23 protein-coding genes are annotated in these 17,605 nt (G+C 64.5%); 15 read left to right on the top strand and 8 right to left on the bottom strand.

The window, feature by feature from the left end:
- The first annotated feature begins 142 nt into the window (after positions 1-142).
- Positions 143-925 (top strand): SPFH domain-containing protein, encoded by a 783-nt coding sequence (locus tag MNR01_RS12495; RefSeq protein WP_241920617.1) that lies wholly within the window; start codon positions 143-145, stop codon positions 923-925.
- A 118-nt stretch (positions 926-1,043) separates the two neighbouring features.
- Positions 1,044-2,168: an alpha/beta hydrolase-fold protein gene (locus MNR01_RS12500; RefSeq protein WP_241918107.1), complete on the top strand. Its 1,125-nt coding sequence runs from the start codon at positions 1,044-1,046 to the stop codon at positions 2,166-2,168.
- Positions 2,169-2,463: 295 nt separating this feature from the next.
- Here the strand turns inward: MNR01_RS12500 and MNR01_RS12505 are convergent, their stop codons facing one another.
- On the bottom strand, positions 2,464-3,045 hold the full coding sequence (locus tag MNR01_RS12505; RefSeq protein WP_241918108.1) for an ester cyclase: 582 nt from the start codon (positions 3,043-3,045) through the stop codon (positions 2,464-2,466).
- A gap of 241 nt (positions 3,046-3,286) precedes the next feature.
- Here MNR01_RS12505 and MNR01_RS12510 point away from each other — a divergent pair, with 241 nt between their 5' ends.
- The 3 genes from MNR01_RS12510 to MNR01_RS12520 all read left to right on the top strand — a co-directional run bounded on the left by MNR01_RS12510 (position 3,287) and on the right by MNR01_RS12520 (position 4,457).
- On the top strand, positions 3,287-3,667 hold the full coding sequence (locus MNR01_RS12510; protein WP_241918109.1) for a hypothetical protein: 381 nt from the start codon (positions 3,287-3,289) through the stop codon (positions 3,665-3,667).
- A 69-nt stretch (positions 3,668-3,736) separates the two neighbouring features.
- Positions 3,737-4,120, top strand: a complete 384-nt coding sequence (locus tag MNR01_RS12515; RefSeq protein WP_241918110.1) for a YbjQ family protein — start codon at positions 3,737-3,739, stop codon at positions 4,118-4,120.
- A gap of 85 nt (positions 4,121-4,205) precedes the next feature.
- Positions 4,206-4,457: a YdeI/OmpD-associated family protein gene (locus MNR01_RS12520; RefSeq protein ID WP_241918111.1), complete on the top strand. Its 252-nt coding sequence runs from the start codon at positions 4,206-4,208 to the stop codon at positions 4,455-4,457.
- Positions 4,458-4,500: 43 nt separating this feature from the next.
- Here MNR01_RS12520 and MNR01_RS12525 read toward each other — a convergent pair whose 3' ends face one another.
- The gene (locus MNR01_RS12525) at positions 4,501-5,319 is read right to left on the bottom strand and encodes an arginase family protein (RefSeq protein WP_241918112.1); all 819 of its coding nucleotides are present in this window, start codon (positions 5,317-5,319) and stop codon (positions 4,501-4,503) included.
- A gap of 117 nt (positions 5,320-5,436) precedes the next feature.
- A complete protein-coding gene (locus MNR01_RS12530) occupies positions 5,437-6,597 on the bottom strand; it encodes an IS30 family transposase (RefSeq protein ID WP_241918113.1) in 1,161 nt (386 codons plus the stop codon).
- Positions 6,598-6,859: 262 nt separating this feature from the next.
- Between MNR01_RS12530 and MNR01_RS12535 the strand changes: the two genes are divergently transcribed.
- Entirely contained in the window at positions 6,860-7,090 is a 231-nt protein-coding gene (locus MNR01_RS12535) for a hypothetical protein (RefSeq protein WP_241918114.1), read from the top strand.
- 631 nt (positions 7,091-7,721) lie between these two features.
- A complete protein-coding gene (locus tag MNR01_RS12540; protein WP_241918115.1) occupies positions 7,722-7,898 on the top strand; it encodes a hypothetical protein in 177 nt (58 codons plus the stop codon).
- Between the two features lie 14 nt (positions 7,899-7,912).
- Here the strand turns inward: MNR01_RS12540 and MNR01_RS12545 are convergent, their stop codons facing one another.
- A complete protein-coding gene (locus MNR01_RS12545; protein ID WP_241918116.1) occupies positions 7,913-9,100 on the bottom strand; it encodes a glycoside hydrolase family 18 protein in 1,188 nt (395 codons plus the stop codon).
- A gap of 128 nt (positions 9,101-9,228) precedes the next feature.
- A complete protein-coding gene (locus MNR01_RS12550; protein WP_241918117.1) occupies positions 9,229-9,672 on the bottom strand; it encodes a fasciclin domain-containing protein in 444 nt (147 codons plus the stop codon).
- Between the two features lie 335 nt (positions 9,673-10,007).
- On the opposite strand from MNR01_RS12550, the gene MNR01_RS12555 reads away from it, so the two are divergent.
- The 4 genes from MNR01_RS12555 to MNR01_RS12570 all read left to right on the top strand — a co-directional run bounded on the left by MNR01_RS12555 (position 10,008) and on the right by MNR01_RS12570 (position 12,408).
- Entirely contained in the window at positions 10,008-10,205 is a 198-nt protein-coding gene (locus MNR01_RS12555) for a hypothetical protein (protein ID WP_241918118.1), read from the top strand.
- 11 nt (positions 10,206-10,216) lie between these two features.
- On the top strand, positions 10,217-10,591 hold the full coding sequence (locus MNR01_RS12560) for a hypothetical protein (protein WP_241918119.1): 375 nt from the start codon (positions 10,217-10,219) through the stop codon (positions 10,589-10,591).
- A gap of 103 nt (positions 10,592-10,694) precedes the next feature.
- A complete protein-coding gene (locus MNR01_RS12565) occupies positions 10,695-11,090 on the top strand; it encodes a GFA family protein (protein WP_241918120.1) in 396 nt (131 codons plus the stop codon).
- Positions 11,091-11,166: 76 nt separating this feature from the next.
- Positions 11,167-12,408 carry a glycosyltransferase gene (locus MNR01_RS12570; RefSeq protein WP_241918121.1) on the top strand — a complete coding sequence of 414 codons (1,242 nt, stop codon included), beginning with the start codon at positions 11,167-11,169 and terminating at the stop codon, positions 12,406-12,408.
- Between the two features lie 12 nt (positions 12,409-12,420).
- Here MNR01_RS12570 and MNR01_RS12575 read toward each other — a convergent pair whose 3' ends face one another.
- The gene (locus MNR01_RS12575) at positions 12,421-12,879 is read right to left on the bottom strand and encodes a MarR family transcriptional regulator (protein WP_241918122.1); all 459 of its coding nucleotides are present in this window, start codon (positions 12,877-12,879) and stop codon (positions 12,421-12,423) included.
- A gap of 265 nt (positions 12,880-13,144) precedes the next feature.
- Here MNR01_RS12575 and msrA point away from each other — a divergent pair, with 265 nt between their 5' ends.
- The 4 genes from msrA to MNR01_RS12595 all read left to right on the top strand — a co-directional run bounded on the left by msrA (position 13,145) and on the right by MNR01_RS12595 (position 15,774).
- On the top strand, positions 13,145-13,651 hold the full coding sequence (gene msrA, locus MNR01_RS12580) for a peptide-methionine (S)-S-oxide reductase MsrA (protein ID WP_241918123.1): 507 nt from the start codon (positions 13,145-13,147) through the stop codon (positions 13,649-13,651).
- A gap of 184 nt (positions 13,652-13,835) precedes the next feature.
- Positions 13,836-14,717 carry a DUF2167 domain-containing protein gene (locus MNR01_RS12585; protein ID WP_241918124.1) on the top strand — a complete coding sequence of 294 codons (882 nt, stop codon included), beginning with the start codon at positions 13,836-13,838 and terminating at the stop codon, positions 14,715-14,717.
- Complete coding sequence (locus MNR01_RS12590; RefSeq protein WP_241918125.1) at positions 14,714-15,421, top strand: hypothetical protein; 708 nt, start codon at positions 14,714-14,716, stop codon at positions 15,419-15,421. The genes MNR01_RS12585 and MNR01_RS12590 overlap by 4 nt, the downstream gene beginning before the upstream one ends.
- Positions 15,418-15,774: a hypothetical protein gene (locus tag MNR01_RS12595; protein ID WP_241918126.1), complete on the top strand. Its 357-nt coding sequence runs from the start codon at positions 15,418-15,420 to the stop codon at positions 15,772-15,774. The genes MNR01_RS12590 and MNR01_RS12595 overlap by 4 nt, the downstream gene beginning before the upstream one ends.
- 9 nt (positions 15,775-15,783) lie before the next feature.
- On the opposite strand, the gene MNR01_RS12600 is transcribed toward MNR01_RS12595, so the two are convergent.
- Together MNR01_RS12600 and MNR01_RS12605 are read right to left on the bottom strand one after the other, a co-directional pair.
- A complete protein-coding gene (locus MNR01_RS12600; RefSeq protein ID WP_241918127.1) occupies positions 15,784-16,809 on the bottom strand; it encodes an acetylserotonin O-methyltransferase in 1,026 nt (341 codons plus the stop codon).
- 69 nt (positions 16,810-16,878) lie between these two features.
- Entirely contained in the window at positions 16,879-17,514 is a 636-nt protein-coding gene (locus tag MNR01_RS12605) for an XRE family transcriptional regulator (protein WP_241918128.1), read from the bottom strand.
- Between the last annotated feature and the right edge of the window lie 91 nt (positions 17,515-17,605).

A 17,605-nucleotide genomic window follows, 5' to 3' on the forward strand; every position in this document is an offset into this window, starting at 1 on the left:
CCTGCGTACCTTGAACTTCCCCCGGTCATCGCACGCTCGCGCCGGATTACGCGGTCCGGTAACCTGCACACCAGGCCGGAGCCGATTCTGTGGCCGGCGTTCCAGGGGGAACTGAGTGAAGCTTTCGTCTCGTCGTTTCGCGATGCTCGCCATCGTGCTGTGCATGACCGTCCCGAGCATCGGCTGCACCGTCGCACAGCCCGACCCGGGTGACGTCGCCGTCTACCAGGACCGCCCTTACATCTTCGGCCATGAAGGCATCCGCGCTGAGGTCCTGAGCGAAGGCCGCGACGTGACGTGGTGGTCCACCAAGGTCATCTACGTCACCACCGCGCCGCAGACCCTGCACGTGCCGTTCCAGGACCTGTCGTCGATGGACAACATCCTGCTCGACTTCGACACCAGTGTGCAGCTGCGCGTGATCGATGCGGCGGACACGCTCAAGCGCTTCGGTCCGCAGTGGTGGGCGAACAACGTGCTGTCGCCTTACAACTCGATCGTCCGCAAGGCGGTCAAGTCGGAAAAGATGGCGCAGATGATGTCCGACCCCGTGGCGGCCGAGAAGGTCGATCAGGAAGTGACCGAGCAGTTGCGCGCGCTGATCAAGGCATCGGGCATCCGCGTGGAAGTGATGGCGGTCAACCTCGGCAAGGCCAAGCCGAACGACAACGTCCTGGCGCAGATGAACAACACCGCGGCCGAGCAGCAACGCAACCTCACGCTGGTCGCCGCCACGATCGCCGAACAGCAACGCAAGCTGGAGCAGGAAGCCAAGGCCGACGCCGACAACGCCTACCGCAACAAGATGGGTCTGTCGCCCGAGCAGTACCTCGCCCGCCAGCTGGCAGAAATCCAGGCCGAAGCGTGCAAGACGGCAGACGCGTGCTACCTCGTACCGCAGGGCACCAGCATCGTCTCCAAGTGAGTCTTTGGCGGCTTGCAACCCGTGATCCTCGGACGAGCACCCTTTCCATCGGCGGCCGGTCATTGAGCAGTTCCCGTATGCTTGGCCCGACGTCGCCCCACTTGATCGGGAGTGCCTTATGACGGTTGGACAGACAGTCGAGTCAGACGTCGCACGCCGCGGCCTGCGACGCGCGCCTGCCGGCGTCGCGAAACGCATTGCGCTCATTCTCGCTGGGCTGACGGCCTTGGTGCCGGCCTTTCCGTCACCAGCAGCTTCCGCTGAAAGCCGCCTCGTCACGGCGCAGATCGAGTCGACCAGTTTCGCCAACAGCCGGATTGGCATCAACCCGCTCCGCAAGGCGACCATCTATCTGCCTCCGGGCTATGCCGATTCCAGGCGACGCTTTCCAGTGGTCTATTTCCTCTCGAACTTCTTCGAGGATCAGACGGCACCGTTTGCCGGTAACGACGCCAAACGCGTGTTCGATGCGGCCATCGCGGCGCGAGTCATCGGCGACGTGATCGTGGTCACGGCGGACTTCTCGACGCCGACGGGGACGTCGTGGTTCGTCAATTCGGCTGCGACGGGGAACTGGGAGGACTTCATGGTCCGCGAGCTGGTTCCCTACGTCGATCAGCACTACCGGACCTTGCCGAGGGCGGCGTCGCGCGGGATCGCGGGAGATCGCGCGGGCGGCCATGGCGCAATCCGCTTCGGCATGCGCTACCCCGATGTCTTTGGCGCCGTTTACGCCCTGCATCCGATCGGTGTCGGGCAGGGGGTCCAGACGATGTTCTCCCGACCGGACTGGGCATTACTCGAGCGAGCGGCATCGCCGGACGATCTGCGGGCAGATGGATACTCGCTGGTCTTCACTTCAGTCTTCCAGGCCTACCTGCCCGATCCGGGTCGGCCGCCGCTCTTTTTTTCGCCACCGGCCCGCCGCGTGGGCGATCGCCTGGAAGTCGATGCCGCGTTGACCCAACGGTTGCAGGACGCCTTCTTCCTCGATCGTCAGGTCGCCGACCATGCGTCCAACATGAAGAAGTTGCGTGGCATCAAGTTCGATTGGGCGCGCGGCGACACGGTCGCCGACCATATCGTCTCGCTCCAGGCGTTCACCCGGACGCTTGACGAGTATGCCGTCCCGTACGAAGCGGAAGAGTATCGGGGCGGCTGGGGCGAACGGAACTGGGGCCTGGATGGTCGCGTTTATACCGACATGCTGCCGTTCTTCCAGACAAAGCTGCTGTTCGACTAATGGGCCGCCGCCGCCGTGACGGGGCCGGTGCAAACGTCGGCTCCCGACCCGAAGCGGACTCTCGCGTTTGGCCAACCGAAGCCGCTAAGTCCAGTGGAATCGACCTCGGGCGGTACGCCTCGATACCTTTGGGCAAGGACTGACCGAAGATCGCAGTGAATGGATGTATGTCTTTCATTGCAAGCCATTACCGCCACCGTCCGCATCGTCGTCCGGAATCCGATCCTGCACGTAGGCGGGCCAGCCGGCTACGAGCGGCACGACCTGTTCGGTCCTTCTTGCATAGCGCCCACTCTCAGTTGCCGACGCCAAGCTGCTTCATGAAGGCGGCGTTGTCCCAGTACAGAAACTCCTCGGCCATCTGTCCCTCCTTGTTCCAATGGCCCAGCGTGGCCATGGGCAGGCGGTACTTCTTGCCTGTGGGCTGGATCACTGTGCCGTCGGGCAACACCATCGGCTTGGTGAAGGTGCCTTCGATGAAACCCGCCACTGCAGACCATTCCCCGTCCGAACTACCGAAGCGCACAGGGTGCTCGGTGATCCGGTTGTCCGGTGCGAAAGTCCACATGAAGTCCAACTCCTTGATGTGATCCGGGAGCCCGGTGGTGGTGTGGCCGTCGGGATAGTGGACGACGATGTCCTTGGCGTGGCTCAAGTGCAGGTCATCCCACTCCTGCTTTGTGTACACGCGGAAATCCAGGTCGTCGAACGTGGCCAGGTTCTTCGCCAGGATCGGGGGCATCCCCTTTGCTCTCGGGGTCGCTTCGCCGACCTTGGTGGCGGGCCATGCACCGGTTTGCGGGTCAGCCGCGTGCGCCGTTGCGACTGCGGCGATGGCGATGGACACGGACAACGCGACCTTCTTGATGGTGTTCATGGATTGACTCCTGTGGGAGGGGTGTTGCGGTACCGGCGTTCGTGACGGTCCGCCGCGATCGCCGATGTGGATGATGGGGATGTCGAGGTGATGCGCCAGTTCACGTGGACAGATGCGCGGGAAGGCGGTAGATGTCCGACCCCGCTACATGGACACCTCGCCTGGGCTAAGCTCTCTTTGGGGTTATCGGGAGCCGCCGCGTGACGGGCAGACGGATCGGATGAACATAGGGGGATCATGGATGCTGCTGGAACTATTGCTCGCCAGCCAGTTGAGCGCGGCTCCCGGCCAGACCGAGTTCGAGCTTCTTCGCGACAAAGCAGCGGCGCAAGAAGTAGCGCTCAATGGGGATGAACGACATTCGCTCCTGCTATTGAGGGCGCGGCTATACGCACAGGCATTGTCGTCCTGCGGGCTCAGCAATTCCAAAGAGCGCATCGACTTTGATGCAATCGCAGAGATTCGGGAGCATGGCCGAATGAAGGTCGTCGCTCAGTCGGGCAAGCCTGATCGGGCGGCACGCTGCGTAACGAAGTACCTCAACCAATCAATGGTGCCGGAGCTCCCTTTCCTGCCGGAGCTGATTCGTTTCAGCATCTCCTATGTGCCCGGTGGGCCATGACATCAGATTTCCGCTCTGCATGCCGGCCTTATCTTGACAATTTCGCCCAGCAGCGACCAAGGACAACCAATGACTGACCCATACAACTCCTCGGCAATCCGTGCGACACCGTCAGTCTTGAATGACTCGATGGTTACGACGGCGCTTGAGCTGCCTGGCTATCGAATCGTCCGCAATCTTGGCCTGGTGCGCGGCATCACGGTCAGGTCCCGCTCGATCGTCGGCAACTTTCTTGGCGGAATCCAGACGCTGTTCGGCGGCAACATCACCATCTACACGGAGTTGTGCGAGCAGGCGCGTCACGAGACTTATCGGGACATGGTGCAGCACGCCAGGCAGCTGGGCGGCAATGCGATCATCGCAGTCCGTTACGACGCCACCGAGCTCATGGCCGGCCTTACCGAGGTGCTGTGCTATGGCACGGCAGTTGTTGTCGAGCCGAACGGTGCCTGACATTCTGAACTTCGATGGGGCCATGCCTTCGAAAGGCGGCCGGCGGATTCGCCATGCGTCGTGCAAAACGGACACGGATTGACATATGACCGCTCAAAAACTCGCCGGCGGCACGGTTCATAAGCTGCCTGCCGATCTCCGGGAAGCCATCGAATCCGATGGCGCGGCCAAGAATCTTTGGGCCGACATCACGCCACTGGCGCGGAACGAGTGGATCTGTTGGGTCACGTCACCCAAACAGGAAGCGACCAGGAAGCGTCGCATCGAGGTCGGCATCGACAAGATGCGAGGAGGCATGCGCAGGCCATGCTGTTGGCCCGGGTGCCCGCACCGCTGACCGAGTGGAGTTGATTCGAAGCGATGGGCATCGCCATCAGGGCTCACTTGGCCTGAGAGGACGGAGCGATTGCCGCCTCGCAGAGGCGTTCTATCACCCGGCTGCCGGCGCGGGCTTCATCTTCGTCGGCGGGAGCAAACTCGGTCACGGTAAAGCCGACCAGATCCGCTTCGCGTGCGATGCGCCCCACGAGTGCGATCGCATCATCAATGCGAAGCTTGCCGTCGGGATAAGCGACGTAGGGAAACTCAAGCGGATCCAGCGCGTCCAGGTCAAAATGGATGTGCACCGGTCCGTCGAGGGCTGCCTGCGGGGCCAGCCGCTGCAGATCCAGCTCGCGTTGCAGTTCCCAATCGCCATCGTCGCCCACTTGGATGCCGACGTAGCGGAAGCGCGCCGGCTCGAGCGGCGTTCCAAGGTACGGTCGCATCGGTCCAGGCGCGCGCCCCAGAATCGCGCTGACCGGCATGCCGTGGAAGTTGCCACTGGGCGAGGTTTCCGGTGTGTTGGCGTCGAGGTGTGCATCGATCCAGATGACCTGAAGATCCGGATGCACGCCTTTCAGGTAGTCGATCACAGCGACATCCACGGCGCAGTCGCCGCCGGCGGTCAGGACGCGCGTGGCGCCCGAGCTGGCGAGGATGTCCTGCGCACTGCGGAGCTGCGCGAAGATCGCTCGCCAGCGGTGAATGCCGTGGAGCAATCCGTCATCGGCCTCGTCATCGCCATGCGCAGGCGGAACCCGGACCAGCGGGGCGAACCGTCCGCAGATTTCCGAGACCGCTTCGGCGCCGCGCGGCAGGTTCTCGTAGCGCCCCGATCCCTGCCATTGCGGGTAAGAAAGACTGAGGTCGAACGGCATGGTTCTGCGCTCCTGTCAGGTCGCCACAATAAGCCCACCACCCTCATCCATTTCGACCCCGAGCGGAGCAAAGCTTGGCCCGGTCGTCAGTGGTAACGTCCGCTTCCGACTGCGGTTTCAACCGGTCGATGCAACAGCTTGTTGAAATCGTTCGGCCGGTGTTTCGTAGCCTAGCGTCTTCCGGGGCCGTCCGTTCAACTCTCTGGCCACGGCGTCAAGCTTGGCCTGCGTGATCGTGGACAGATCGAGACCCTTGGGGAAGTACTGCCGAAGCAATCCGTTGGTGTTCTCGTTTGAACCGCGCTGCCATGGATGCTGCGGATCGCAGAAGTAGACCTGGATGTCGGTCGCCATGGTGAATCGGCGATGATCAGCCATCTCCTTACCGCGGTCCCAGGTCAACGATCGATACAGTTCCTTCGGCAGGCGCCGTGCGTTGTTGATCAGCGCGTCGATGACCGTTTCGGTGTCCTTGCCGCCGACCTTCACCAGCATGACGTAGCGCGTATGCCGCTCCACCAGCGTGGCAATCTGACTGTTGCTGCTGCCAAACAACAGGTCGCCCTCCCAATGGCCCGGCACGGCCCGGTCTTCGACCGCTGCAGGGCGCTCGCGGATCGATACGGTGTCGCTGATGCGGCCGTGGTTGTCGGCCTTCTGTGTGTGGTGGCGTGAGCGGCGCATTGCTCGCGTGCGCCTCAGGTAGCCCAGAAGCTCCTGTTTTAAGGCGCCTCGGGCTTGGATGAAGAGCGTGCGGTAGATCGTCTCGTGTGACACCTGACCGCTCGCGTCGTCTGGATGGATGCGCTTGAGCCATCCGGCGATCTGCTGCGGAGACCAGCGCTGTTGAAGCTTAGCTGCGACCTGCCGCGCCAAGGCTCGATGCCGGGCCAGCTTACAAGTCTTTGGACGACGCGCCCGGTCCCAGGCGGCCTGGTCGGCCCGGTTCGCCCGGTAGCCATCAGAACCCTCGTTGCGTCGCAGTTCGCGGCTCACTGTGGACGGCGCCCGCCCCAGCGCGGCCGCGATCGAACGGATCGATTGCCCGCTCACCACGCCCCGCGAAATCTCTTCCCGCTCGGCCAAGCTCAGCGTCCGCTCAGAACGGCGGCGCTGAGGTGGCCGGATCCCACCGGACGCGGCCAGGATCCCGCGAACCGAGCTGTGGCGACGATCAAACAGCCGGGCGATTTGGTGCAGCGAATCGCCCTGTTGCCAGCGGTCCCACATCAGGGCCTTCTGGCCTTCCGTGTAACAGATCCTTGCCCGGTACTTCATCTGCAACACTCCTGCTGCCGAGGCAGCCTTCAGTGTGTTGCATCGACCGGTTGAAACCGCAGCCGTAAGCGGACATTGGGGTAGGGCGGCCGCCTTCAGCCAGTGCTAACGTCCGCTTCCGACCCAAAGCAGTCCCGCGTGTCTGGCATCTGTCCGGGTTCGCCAGTATGGTTTCAATGACAGCTTTGAAACTTGCTCAAATCTCGGGGACTCGTTTGTGGCTGACCAAGCGATAGCGCGACCGTTCGCACTCCGATTTGCCATGGCTGTTGTGACCAGCCTCCTCCCCATCTTCATCTCGTCGGCCGCCGTTCGCGGATTCTCTTTTGAACCCGTTGACGTGCTCTGGGCCGCAGTCGGGTTACTCGTGTTCTCCATTCCTGCCGGAGTCGTAGCAGCGTTGGTATTCAAACGTAGCGATGCGGGACTGATCGTTTCCGCGCAGTTGCTGACGGCGCTCAGCATGGCCGCTTTTTCTTTTGCCACCGCCTAGCAACACATAAAGCCGCGAGGTGGCTCGGCGAGCTTGAAGCACTGTTGAGCGACCGCTTCTGGCCGGACATCCGGCCAGCAAGTCGGCGCGAGGCAGTCCCGAAGTCCGCTTCCGACCCAAAGCGGACGTCAGGACAGACATGAGATGGACCTCGATGCGACCGGTGTGCGCCCCGAAGGCGGTAGGCCTTCTGATGTGCTTTGCGACCCTGCCAGCTTTCGCAGGTTTTTCGCTCGTCGACATCCCCGCAGAAGTGACTGACGTGTGGTCCGCTGGTCAACACCGCCTGGTGAGAACTGAAACGTGTGCCGCCGGCCGCTGCGAGAAACAGTTGCATCTACAGGAAGTAGCCAAAGGTGAGGCCGATGACAGAGTTGTGTGCTCACGACTCGTTACTGGCGTAGCGAGGCACGACTTGGGTGTGATGGCGAGGTGGGACGCAATTGTGTCGGTGCAGAAGCCGCCTGAGCCGGTGCTGATGTGGTTCGAGTCGGTTTACGGAAGGCTGTATGCAGGACCGGACTGCACCTTCACCTACGAGGAGAAGGCTCCCGAAGAATGGGGCGCGTTCGATCGCGACCGAGGCGGAAAGTTACCTGTCGAATGACCGCTACTGGCCGGAAGCGGTCACATGTACCACTGCTCGCTTGCCGTTGCGTTCAAGGCAGACGAGAACCTCAACTACGCGGCGTCTTTCGATCTGGTCGCGGGCAATCGCGTCTGCAAGGCCGCGGTCGAATCCCAACATGGGGACGGCATGGCCGAGCAGGTCAGCCATCGCACGATTCCCTATCTGTGCCCCAGCTGATGTGACGGCGACGCCTACCGACCCGCTTCGAACGGTCGCACCATCGCGTTCAACAGGCTCTGCTGGTCATCGTCACCGGTGAGTTCCCACATGAAGACGCCACGCAGCCCGCGATCCTTCGCCAGCTCGGCGCGCAGACCGATCGACCTGGGGTCTTCGTAGCTCACGAAAATGCGGTCAGCTTGATGAAACAGCCACGGTGATTGCGCAGTCGGGTGCCAGTGCTGCTGCCACTTCGGATCGGTCAGCAGGCGGGCCTTGATGGTGCGCCAGTCGCCCGCCTGGAACGGGCCGTGGTAGGGCTGGTACAGGCCGTCACCGGCGTCGCTTGTCACGCGGAACCCGCGGCCGTAGAAGGGCACGCCCAGTACCAGCTTGTCCGCGGGCACGCCGTGCCGGAGGTAGTAGTCGACGCCACCCTCGACATTGTTCCAGCGCCGCAGTCCCGGTTCGAGCGGATCGGCCCGGTCCTCGCGAAGGGGTGCGTTGAACGTGGCCACGGGCGAGAAGGTGGTGCCCATGTCGTAGGTCATCAGGTTGATGAAATCCAGAGTCCCGGCGAGCTGCGCGAGCTCGAAGCTGCGCGCAGGATCGTACGGGCCGGCCGACTGCAGGCGGCCGACCGGCAACGCGGCGGTCAGCAGGAACTGTTGCTTGCGCGCCTTGGCGACGGCGTCGAGGCGAGTGCGGAACTCGCCCGCCAGCAAGGTCACGTTGCGCTGGTCCTGCGGGCGCGCGGTGATGTTCGCAGGCCCGCCGTAGACCGGAAACTCCCAATCGATATCGACCCCGTCAAACGCGCCGCGGTACTGGTCGAAGAACAACGCGATGCACGACGCAACGAAGCGCTTGCGGCTGGCCGCAGTGAGCGCGGCATCCGAGAACCCGCCCGCTTCCCAGCCGCCGATCGAGATCAGCGTGCGCAGGTGGGGATGCTTGCGCTTGAGTTCGGTGAGTGCGGCGAAATGCGCGCCGGCATCGGGAGCGACCACGCATCGTCCGTCCTCGATCCGGGCGAAGGCATAGAACAGGTGCGTCAGCTTGTCGGCCGGGATCTGCGCGACCGGATAACGGGATGCCGAGCCGCCCGGGTAGTAGGCGCCGATGACGCTGGGGGTGGGCGCATCACCTGCATTTGCGGCGAGCGCGATGCTGTTGGCGAGGACGATGGCGGCGAGCGCCCGCAGGGAGCATCGGAACATCGAGGGTTTCCTCACTGGAAGCATGCCGGCCGGAGATGCCCGCCCGGGCGGAGGGTAGCGCAGCAATCAGCTCCAGAAAAGGAAACGGCGGGGCAAGCCCCGCCGTTCCAATGGTCAATCCGACGGCATTACTGCTTGGTCGGAACATTGACCTTGTCGATGCCGTGGATGACGCCGTTGCTCGAGCCGATGTCGGCCGAGGTGACGTTCGCGCCGTCGATGCTGACCTGGTCGTCGGTCATCTTGATCGGAGCGGACTGGCCGTTGACGGTCTTGGCGGCGTCCCACTTGCCGATGTCGGCCACGAGCTTGCGACCGCTGACGACGTGATAGTTCAGCAGCGAAACCAGTTCTTCCTTGTTCTCGGGCTTGAACAGGTTCTCCAGGCGGCCGGCCGGAAGGTTCTCGAATGCCGCATCGGTCGGTGCGAAGACGGTGAACGGGCCCACGCCGCGCAGGATGTCGCTCATGCCAGCACGATCGATGGCCTGCCCAAAGGTCTTGAACGAGCCATTGGCGGCGGCGGTATCGACGAGGTTCTTGCTGTTCGGGGTGTTGTTGACGGTATTCATGGAGTTCATTGCCTTTGATGCGATCCGCAGTGGCACGGAATCGAGGACGGCCGAAGCCAGGCCCCTGCCGGTGGCGGGGGCGATAGGGCTCAGTGCGGATGGGGGATGGGTCGTACTGCGCGGCTGAGTGGCCGTTACGACATTGCGTCGTAGTGCCAGCGGAGCTTGCGCCGCGAACTGTTAGTTATTCGTAATCTGGCGAAGCAACCGGGATCATGTTCATCGTGCGGTATGCATCGTGGTCAGCTCGGCAAAGGTGCTACATTCAAGATTGCACCGCGTTGTCGAACGCGGATGCTGTTAGGTCTGCCATGGACAGACCTGTGATGGAAAACATGATTGAAGTCAGACGCCAGACCGCCGTGAACCAGGCGGAAGGCCACGAGAAGATGGTTGCGCTGTGCTGGGCGTTTCGCGCGCAGCTGGAAGACATGCAGTCGCGACTGTCGCCTGCGGACTACATCTACGCCGAAGCGCTCAAGACCTTCCTGCTTCGGGCTCGCGGAGTCCAGGTTCGGCCACAGATGCCATGAGCACGGATGTAATGAGCACGGATGTAATGAGGACGTACCCGCCTGAGTCCGAGTTGATCGTCGATCTCGATCGCCATGACGAGCTGGTCCGCCTGTGTGCGTCCGGCCGCTTGCCGTTCTGGGACTTCTGCGCCACCTACGACAACTTCTATTGGCGATACGCCCTGGACGGCAATGATGCTGACGCGACGGACATGGTCGTGCTGGGCAGGCTCGCCGACCGCATAGCGCCACATCAGCATCTGGCCGATACCGTCCTGGCGAGCGTCTGTTCCGACAGCCACCCTGAGAACGGCAGCTACGGTCGCTCAGGTAGATTTGGCCCCGAGGAAGCCATGGTCCGGCTGAGAGCAATCGCCGAAACCCTCCCGCGAGCGACTGCGTGACCCAGTAGCGGCGCCGCTCAACCCACACGGCTCATCGGCCATCTGCCACGCCTGCCCGGGCGTGAGGTATAACCGCACCCACCGTCTTCTGGTAGGGGGCGTCATGACCGATCGCATTGCCTCGTGCAGTTGTGGACGTCTCACCGTCCGCACGGTGGGAGAGCCGGTCCGCGTCTCCATCTGCCATTGCCTGGCTTGCCAGAGACGTACCGGCAGTGTGTTCAGTGCCCAGGCCCGGTTCCCGGCCGAAGCAACGAGCATCGATGGCCCGAGCAGGGAGTACGTGGGTACCGGCGACGAGGGCACGTCCGCCAGGTTTCACTTCTGCACGGAATGTGGCTGCACGGTCTTCTATCTGATGGACGCTTTCCCCGGGTTTGTCGCCATTCCCGTCGGCGCTTTCGCGGACCCCGATTTTCCGCAGCCGCGCGTTTCGGTCTACGGGGTGCGCAAGCACCATTGGGTGCGCCTGCCGGATGGCATCGAAAGCGGCGATTGAACGTATAGAAAGGGCTCGCCCGCGGAACTGACTTCACTTGAGCGGTACCGGCAGGGACAGCCCGAGGAGAAGCTGCATGAAAATCGTCGCCGCTACCTATGGCACCGAGGGCGATACCCGCCCGCTGGCCGCGTTGTGCCATGTCCTGCGCAGCGCCGGCCACGACGCGCGCCTGCTGGCCGATGCCGGCACGCTGGGTAGCGCGCATGCGCTGGGTGTGCCGAGCACCGCGCTCGCCGGAGACATCCGTGGCGCGCTGGGGCCGGGGCAGGGGATCGGCACGGTGGTCGGTGGCAGCAGCGATCTCAGTGCCACGGCCAAGGCCCTGGCTGCAATCGCCAACACCCATGCGTCGGCCTGGCTGCGCACCATCCTCGATGAAGCCCGCGACGCCGATCTGTTGCTGGTGTCCGGCCTTGCCGCGTTCGTGGGACTGGCCGCGGGCGATGTCCTGCGAATCCCGGTGATCGGCACCGGCATGATCCCGCTGTCGCCAACGCGGGCGTTTCCGTCTCCGTTCCTGCCGCCGTCTCTGGTGCCGCGGGTGCTCAATCGCGCCAGTCACCAGTTCGTCAACGCGATGATGTGGCGCGCGTTCCGCGCATCGACCAATACCACGCTCACCCAGGTCGGCGGCCTGCCCGCGCGCAAACGCATGTGGGAAGGCCATCCGATGCTCTATGGCGTGTCGCCCACATTGCTGGCCCGGCCGGACGACTGGCCGGCCAATACGCTCGCATGTGGGCAGTGGCTGTTGCCGTCGCCAGACTGGGTGCCGCCGCCGGAGCTGGAGACGTTCCTGGCGGCGGGCGAACCGCCCATCTACATCGGCTTCGGCAGCATGACCGGCTTCGATACGCAGCGGCTGAAGCAGGCGATGGTCGCGGCGTTGCGCGGTCGGCGCGCGCTGTTCTTTGCCGGTTGGAGCGGTGTCGACACGGGCGATCTCCCGGCCAACGTACTGGCCATCGGCGAAACCTCGCACGAGTGGCTGCTGCCGCGCACCGCGCTGGCGATCCACCACGGCGGGTCGGGCACCTCGCATTCGGCGTGTCGCGCCGGCGTCCCGTCGGTGGTGGTGCCGTTCGCCGGCGACCAGTTCTTTTGGGCGGCGCAGTTGCAGCGGCGCGGCGTGGCGGCGCCGGCAGTGAAGGGCCGCGACATCACCGGCGATGCACTCGCCGGCCGCATCGACCAGGCGCTCTCGGCGCCGCTTCGCGAGCGTGCCCGCGAGTTGGGGGCGCGCATGCGCGAGGAGAACGGTCTCGTCACCGCGGTAGCGGCGATCGAGGATCTGACGGCAGGTGCGCGCCGCTGACGGGTTGCGCCGTCAGTCGGCTCGATCGGTGGCCTGGATCAGGCTGTTGCGCAGCGCGACGATCTCCTTCTGCAGCCGCGTGAACTCCTTGGCGGTCAGGCCGCATGCGTCGCCGAGGTCGACCACGGCCCGGTCGCGCAGGCGGTGTCCGGTCTTCGTCACCCGGATCCGGACATGGCGCTCGTCGGCCGGGTCTCGCGCACGCTCGACATAGCCCATCGCCTCGAGCTTCTTGAGGATCGGGGTCAGGGTGTTGGACTCCAGGAAGAGCTTCTCGCCCAGCCCGCTGACGGTCTGGTCGTCCTCCTCCCATAGCGCCACGAGCGTGACGTACTGGGTGTAGGTGAGGCCAAGCGCGTCCAGGATCGGCCGGTAGGCCTTTCCGAACGCCAGGTTGGCGGAGTAGACGGCAAAGCACAGGAACTCGGACAGCTTCAGGTCCGATCCGCGTTCAGTCTGTCGGGTCTTCATTGCATGCCTCTGGTTCGGCGTGGTGCGATGCTGGAATAGTAGCGCGTATGCGATATAATCGCTATCGTTTCATGCGGCCGGTCTGTACAGCGCACACGATACACGCGGATACGATTAATGCAGGTTGAACGAGCCTGGCCGCGGCCTTGCAACGCGCCCGCACCGCTCCCAACTTGAACAGGTCGCATCCGGCGCTTGCGGCACCCATGCCGACACGGTGCGGCAATCCTGCCGCCCATCCCGAACTTGTGTGGAGAGAACCGAAATGACCACTGGAACCGAGACTGCCATCCTTGCCGGCGGCTGCTTCTGGGGAATGCAGGACCTGCTGCGTCGCTACCCCGGTATCGTCTCGACGCGCGTCGGGTACACGGGAGGCGATGTCGCCAATGCCACCTATCGCAACCACGGCACGCACGCTGAAGCGATCGAGCTGGTGTACGACCCGTCCGTGATCAGCTATCGCAGGATCCTGGAGCTGTTCTTCCAGGTCCACGATCCGACCACGAAGAACCGCCAGGGCAACGATGTCGGCTTGAGCTATCGCTCGGCCATCTTCTACCTGGACGATTCGCAGAAGCGCGTGGCCGAGAACACCATTGCCGACGTCGATGCATCGGGCCTGTGGCCCGGCAAGGTCGCCACCGAAGTCGCGCCCGCCGGTCCCTTCTGGGAGGCCGAGCCGGAGCACCAGGACTACCTCGAGCGCTACCCCGAAGGCTACACGTGCCACTTCATCCGGCCTGACTGGACGCTTCCGGAACGCGGGTGATCCTGGCGAGGTGATGCCAGGCCAGTGACAGGCCTGCGCGCGGGTGGCGTCCACGGGACGGTTGCCCGCGCGCGGTCCTGCACTTAGGCTTGGCACCGTCCTGCGCATGTGGAACAACGGCGGGACCGGGCGGTGGGGACCGCCTGGCACGCACGAACCACATCAAACAGGGGACGAAGGAATCATGCGGAAGCATTTGTTTTCCGTGCTGGGGGCGATCGCGCTCACGCTGGCACACGGGCTCATGCCTGCAATGGCGCAGGACTCGGGCGGGGACTCGGGCGGTGACTCGGATATTTCCAGCCTGCCGTGGCAGGTCGGCCCGGCCAAGGGCGTGATCGCCGACAAGGCCGTGATCGACGTGCCCAAGGGCTATGCCTTCCTCGGTGCGGAAGGCACGCGCAAGCTCAATGAAATGATGCACAACCCGTCCGGCGAAGGCGACGAGTACACGCTGGCGCCCAAGGACCTGAGCTGGTTCTCGTTCTTCAGCTTCGACGACGTCGGCTACGTGAAGGACGACGAGAAGCTCGAGCCCGACGACATCCTCGCTTCGATCAAGGAAGGCACCGAGGAGTCCAACGTCGAGCGTCGCCAGCGCGGCTGGGAAACGATGCACATCGAGGGCTGGAGCTTCAAGCCGCAGTACGACAAGAACCTGCAGCTGCTGGAATGGGCGATCCTTGCCGAAGTGCAGCCGTCGCGGAACAAGGTGGTCAACTACAACACGCGCCTGCTCGGTCGCCACGGCGTGATGGAAGTGGTCCTGGTCGCCAATCCGGAAGGGCTCGACGCCGCCATTGCCGACTTCAAGGGCCTCGTGCCCGGTTACTCGTTCAATGCCGGCGAGAAGTACGCCGAGTTCCGGGCGGGCGACCACGTGGCCGAGTACGGCCTGGCCGCGCTGATCACCGGCGGTGCAGCGGCGGTGGCGTCGAAGAAGGGCTTCTTCGCCGCGATCGCGCTGTTCCTGGCCAAGGCCTGGAAGCTGGTGCTGCTGGCGGTGGCCGGTGGCTGGGCGGCATTTCGCAAGTTCCTCGGCAAGAAAGACGGCGCTTCCGAATGAACCTGCCGATGGAGTTGCTGCTGGTGGTCGGCGTCTTCGCGCTCTACCTGCAGGACTCCATGCTGCTGCTGCACTACGACGAAGTGGTGCTGGAACGGTCGGGCTGGCGCTGGCGGGCTTCGACCGGTTCCGGCTTCGAGCTGGCCGGTCGGCGCCTGTACCTGCCCGACCCTTGGCGGCCGGGAAGCGCAATGTTCCGCCTGACCTGGCTCGGTGACGGTGCCCCGGCGCCGCAAGGGCACTGGGCCGCGCTGAATCACTTCGTCGCCGCGCTGGACGCACTGAAAGGCGGTTGCCGGCTGCTGTGGGTTCTCATGCTGGTGGCGCTGCCACTGCTGCTGTGGCGCTTCCCGCATCCGGTGGTGCTGCTGGCGCTGGCGGCGGCGGTGTACGCCACCGGTGGCTGGCTGGTCGTGCAGCTGTGGCGGTACCGGCGCGTGTTCGGATTGAGCACGCGCGAGGTTGGTTCCATTGGCTTCGAAGCACTGTGCTGTCCGCCGCACGCCATCAACCTGGTGCGACGCCTGACATTGCGACGGGGCCTGCGCGGCAATGCCATCGACGTGGCCAGCCAGGTCCTGGATCGCGATGGCGCCACGCGCATCGGCCAGGCCATCGGCGCACGCATGGCGGTTGCACTGGATTTCGCCGAAGGCGACGAGCGGCTGCTGCAGGCCAGGCAGCGACTGGAGGTATTGCGATGACGACGACCGAACTGATGGTGATCCTTGGCGGTGGCGCGCTGGGCTACTGGCTGGTGGCCGTGATGTGGCCGAACCTGCGCCAGGGCCGGCGACCGGCGCCGCCGCCCGTGCCGCAGGCGCAGTCGCAGGGCCAGATGTGGCACGAGGTACTGGGCATCACCGCCGATGCCACGCGCGAGCAGATCGAAGCGGCGTACCGGGCAAGGAAGAGCGAGAACGATCCGGCACGGGTGGCGCACCTGGCGCCGGAGGTCGGCGAACTGACCAGGCACCGGAACGAGCAGCTGGACCTTGCCTACGATGCGGCGCTGCGCGACCTGGAGTGGCTGCGCCCGCGCGGTCGCGAGGTCTGAAAGACCCGGCTACTTGTAGGCGATGGCGGCGCTGGCCGGGCCGCCCAGCGGCAGCACTTCGGTACGCGTGAATCCCGCCTCCCTGCACCAGCCGTCGAAATCGCGCGCGGTGAAGTCGAACGCGTCGCCGAACTCGATCAGCATGTTCAGCGACATCATCAGGCCGAAGGCGTTCTCGCGGCGGTCGTCGTCGATGAGGTTCTCGATGACGACGAACGCGCCGCCCTTGCGCAGCGACTCATAGGCGGCGCGGACCAGGTGGCGCTTACCTTCCAGGTTCCAGTCGTGGAGGATCATGCCCATGGTGATGATGTCCGCGCTGGGCAGCGGCTGGGTGAGGAAGTCCACCGACTGCGCGCGGACCTGCTCCGACATCCCGGCCCTGGCGATCTCGCGTTCGGCGATGGGCGTCACCACCGGCAGGTCGGCGCTGATGCAGCGCATGTGCGGGTGGCGCCTGGCCACCGCCATCGACAGCTGCCCGGTGGCGCCACCGACATCGCACAGCGTCGTGTAGCGGGAGAAGTCGAACGCGTCGGCGAAGGCCTTGAAGTTGCCAGCCGAGATGCCGGCCATCGCGCCCATGAACTGCTCCAGCCGCGCCGGGTCGCGATACAGCTCCTCGAACATCGAGGCGCCGGTCCGCTTGATCTCGTTCTGCGGCTGGCCGCTGCGCAATGCTTCGCTCAGGTCGCCCCAGAACGGATACAGGCGATCGTTGGCCATCGACAGGAAGCCGCCGATGTAGCCCTCGCTGCCGCGGTCCAGGAACAGAGCCGTCTCCGCCGTGTTGCGATAGAGCGCCTGCGGGCCGTCACCGTCGCGCTCCAGGAAGCCCAGCGCCAGCAATGTGTCGAAGAAGTCGGGATTGGCGCGCGGACTCAGCCCGAGCGAGGCCTGCAGCTCGGCGCCGGTCATCGCACCGGCGGCCCCGAGCCGTGAGAACAGGTCCAGGTCCACGGCCGACAACAGGGTCTTGGCGGGCCAGAAGCCCATGCCGATCTCGATGATCCGGGCAGGGGACAAGTCGTTCATGGCGCCACCTCGGCAAACCGGAGTCTGCTGAACAACGCGGCCGGGCGGTGGTCTCGGCCACCGCCCACATCACCGCGCTGCGGTTTCGTCGCCGTGCAAGGTCATCAGCGACTGCATCAGCTGCTCGTCGCTGCTGGAGCACACGCCGAGCAGGACCACTTCCTCGCAACCTTCCGCGGCGACATAGGCATGGCCCATGTTGGAGTCGATGTACACCGATTCACCGGCCTCCAGCACGATCGGGTCGTAGAACTCGGTGTGCACTTCGGCGCGCCCTTCGAGCACGTAGATGTACTCCTCGCCCGAATGCCGGACCAGGTCGCCGAACTCGCTGATGCTCTTGGCGCGCACGCGCGTGACCACCGGAATCATGCGTTTGCGGCGCAGTTCCGGGCAAAGGTAGTAGTAGTCGTAGTTGGGCGTGTTGACGCGGATGGAGTCGTCGAGGCGACCAATACTGCGGCGCGCGGTCACCGCCGGCTCGGAGGCCTCGTCGGTCTCGGCGAACAGCTCGGACATGCGGATGTTCAGGCGCTGGCTCAGCTGCAGCAGCTTGTCGTAGGTCAGCGTCAGCCGGTCGTGCTCGATCTTCGACAGCGTCGACAGCGGGATGCCGCACTTCAGGCTCATTTCCTTGAGCGTCCAGCCGTTACGGGCGCGCAGCGAGCGCAGCAGGCTGCCAATGGTGGGGTGTTGCGAAGTCATTGCGTGGAGGCTCCTGCCGGCGGGTCCGGGGGGCCGCCTGGCGGGCGGACCGGGGGACTGTGGCCATGATCCTGCGTTTTGCCGAAATTGG

The sequence above is a fragment of the Lysobacter sp. S4-A87 genome, assembly GCF_022637455.1.
In the GTDB taxonomy this organism is placed as follows: domain Bacteria; phylum Pseudomonadota; class Gammaproteobacteria; order Xanthomonadales; family Xanthomonadaceae; genus Lysobacter_J.

Excerpts from the sequence above, each read along its gene's own strand:
- MNR01_RS12495 (WP_241920617.1), top strand. The coding sequence starts at position 143 with ATGCTCGCCATCGTGCTGTGCATGACCGTCCCGAGCATCGGCTGCACC.
- MNR01_RS12500 (WP_241918107.1), top strand. The coding sequence starts at position 1,044 with ATGACGGTTGGACAGACAGTCGAGTCAGACGTCGCACGCCGCGGCCTG.
- MNR01_RS12505 (WP_241918108.1), bottom strand. The coding sequence starts at position 3,045 with ATGAACACCATCAAGAAGGTCGCGTTGTCCGTGTCCATCGCCATCGCC.
- MNR01_RS12510 (WP_241918109.1), top strand. The coding sequence starts at position 3,287 with ATGCTGCTGGAACTATTGCTCGCCAGCCAGTTGAGCGCGGCTCCCGGC.
- MNR01_RS12515 (WP_241918110.1), top strand. The coding sequence starts at position 3,737 with ATGACTGACCCATACAACTCCTCGGCAATCCGTGCGACACCGTCAGTC.
- MNR01_RS12520 (WP_241918111.1), top strand. The coding sequence starts at position 4,206 with ATGACCGCTCAAAAACTCGCCGGCGGCACGGTTCATAAGCTGCCTGCC.
- MNR01_RS12525 (WP_241918112.1), bottom strand. The coding sequence starts at position 5,319 with ATGCCGTTCGACCTCAGTCTTTCTTACCCGCAATGGCAGGGATCGGGG.
- MNR01_RS12530 (WP_241918113.1), bottom strand. The coding sequence starts at position 6,597 with ATGAAGTACCGGGCAAGGATCTGTTACACGGAAGGCCAGAAGGCCCTG.
- MNR01_RS12535 (WP_241918114.1), top strand. The coding sequence starts at position 6,860 with ATGGCTGTTGTGACCAGCCTCCTCCCCATCTTCATCTCGTCGGCCGCC.
- MNR01_RS12540 (WP_241918115.1), top strand. The coding sequence starts at position 7,722 with ATGTACCACTGCTCGCTTGCCGTTGCGTTCAAGGCAGACGAGAACCTC.
- MNR01_RS12545 (WP_241918116.1), bottom strand. The coding sequence starts at position 9,100 with ATGTTCCGATGCTCCCTGCGGGCGCTCGCCGCCATCGTCCTCGCCAAC.
- MNR01_RS12550 (WP_241918117.1), bottom strand. The coding sequence starts at position 9,672 with ATGAATACCGTCAACAACACCCCGAACAGCAAGAACCTCGTCGATACC.
- MNR01_RS12555 (WP_241918118.1), top strand. The coding sequence starts at position 10,008 with ATGATTGAAGTCAGACGCCAGACCGCCGTGAACCAGGCGGAAGGCCAC.
- MNR01_RS12560 (WP_241918119.1), top strand. The coding sequence starts at position 10,217 with ATGAGCACGGATGTAATGAGGACGTACCCGCCTGAGTCCGAGTTGATC.
- MNR01_RS12565 (WP_241918120.1), top strand. The coding sequence starts at position 10,695 with ATGACCGATCGCATTGCCTCGTGCAGTTGTGGACGTCTCACCGTCCGC.
- MNR01_RS12570 (WP_241918121.1), top strand. The coding sequence starts at position 11,167 with ATGAAAATCGTCGCCGCTACCTATGGCACCGAGGGCGATACCCGCCCG.
- MNR01_RS12575 (WP_241918122.1), bottom strand. The coding sequence starts at position 12,879 with ATGAAGACCCGACAGACTGAACGCGGATCGGACCTGAAGCTGTCCGAG.
- msrA (WP_241918123.1), top strand. The coding sequence starts at position 13,145 with ATGACCACTGGAACCGAGACTGCCATCCTTGCCGGCGGCTGCTTCTGG.
- MNR01_RS12585 (WP_241918124.1), top strand. The coding sequence starts at position 13,836 with ATGCGGAAGCATTTGTTTTCCGTGCTGGGGGCGATCGCGCTCACGCTG.
- MNR01_RS12590 (WP_241918125.1), top strand. The coding sequence starts at position 14,714 with ATGAACCTGCCGATGGAGTTGCTGCTGGTGGTCGGCGTCTTCGCGCTC.
- MNR01_RS12595 (WP_241918126.1), top strand. The coding sequence starts at position 15,418 with ATGACGACGACCGAACTGATGGTGATCCTTGGCGGTGGCGCGCTGGGC.
- MNR01_RS12600 (WP_241918127.1), bottom strand. The coding sequence starts at position 16,809 with ATGAACGACTTGTCCCCTGCCCGGATCATCGAGATCGGCATGGGCTTC.
- MNR01_RS12605 (WP_241918128.1), bottom strand. The coding sequence starts at position 17,514 with ATGACTTCGCAACACCCCACCATTGGCAGCCTGCTGCGCTCGCTGCGC.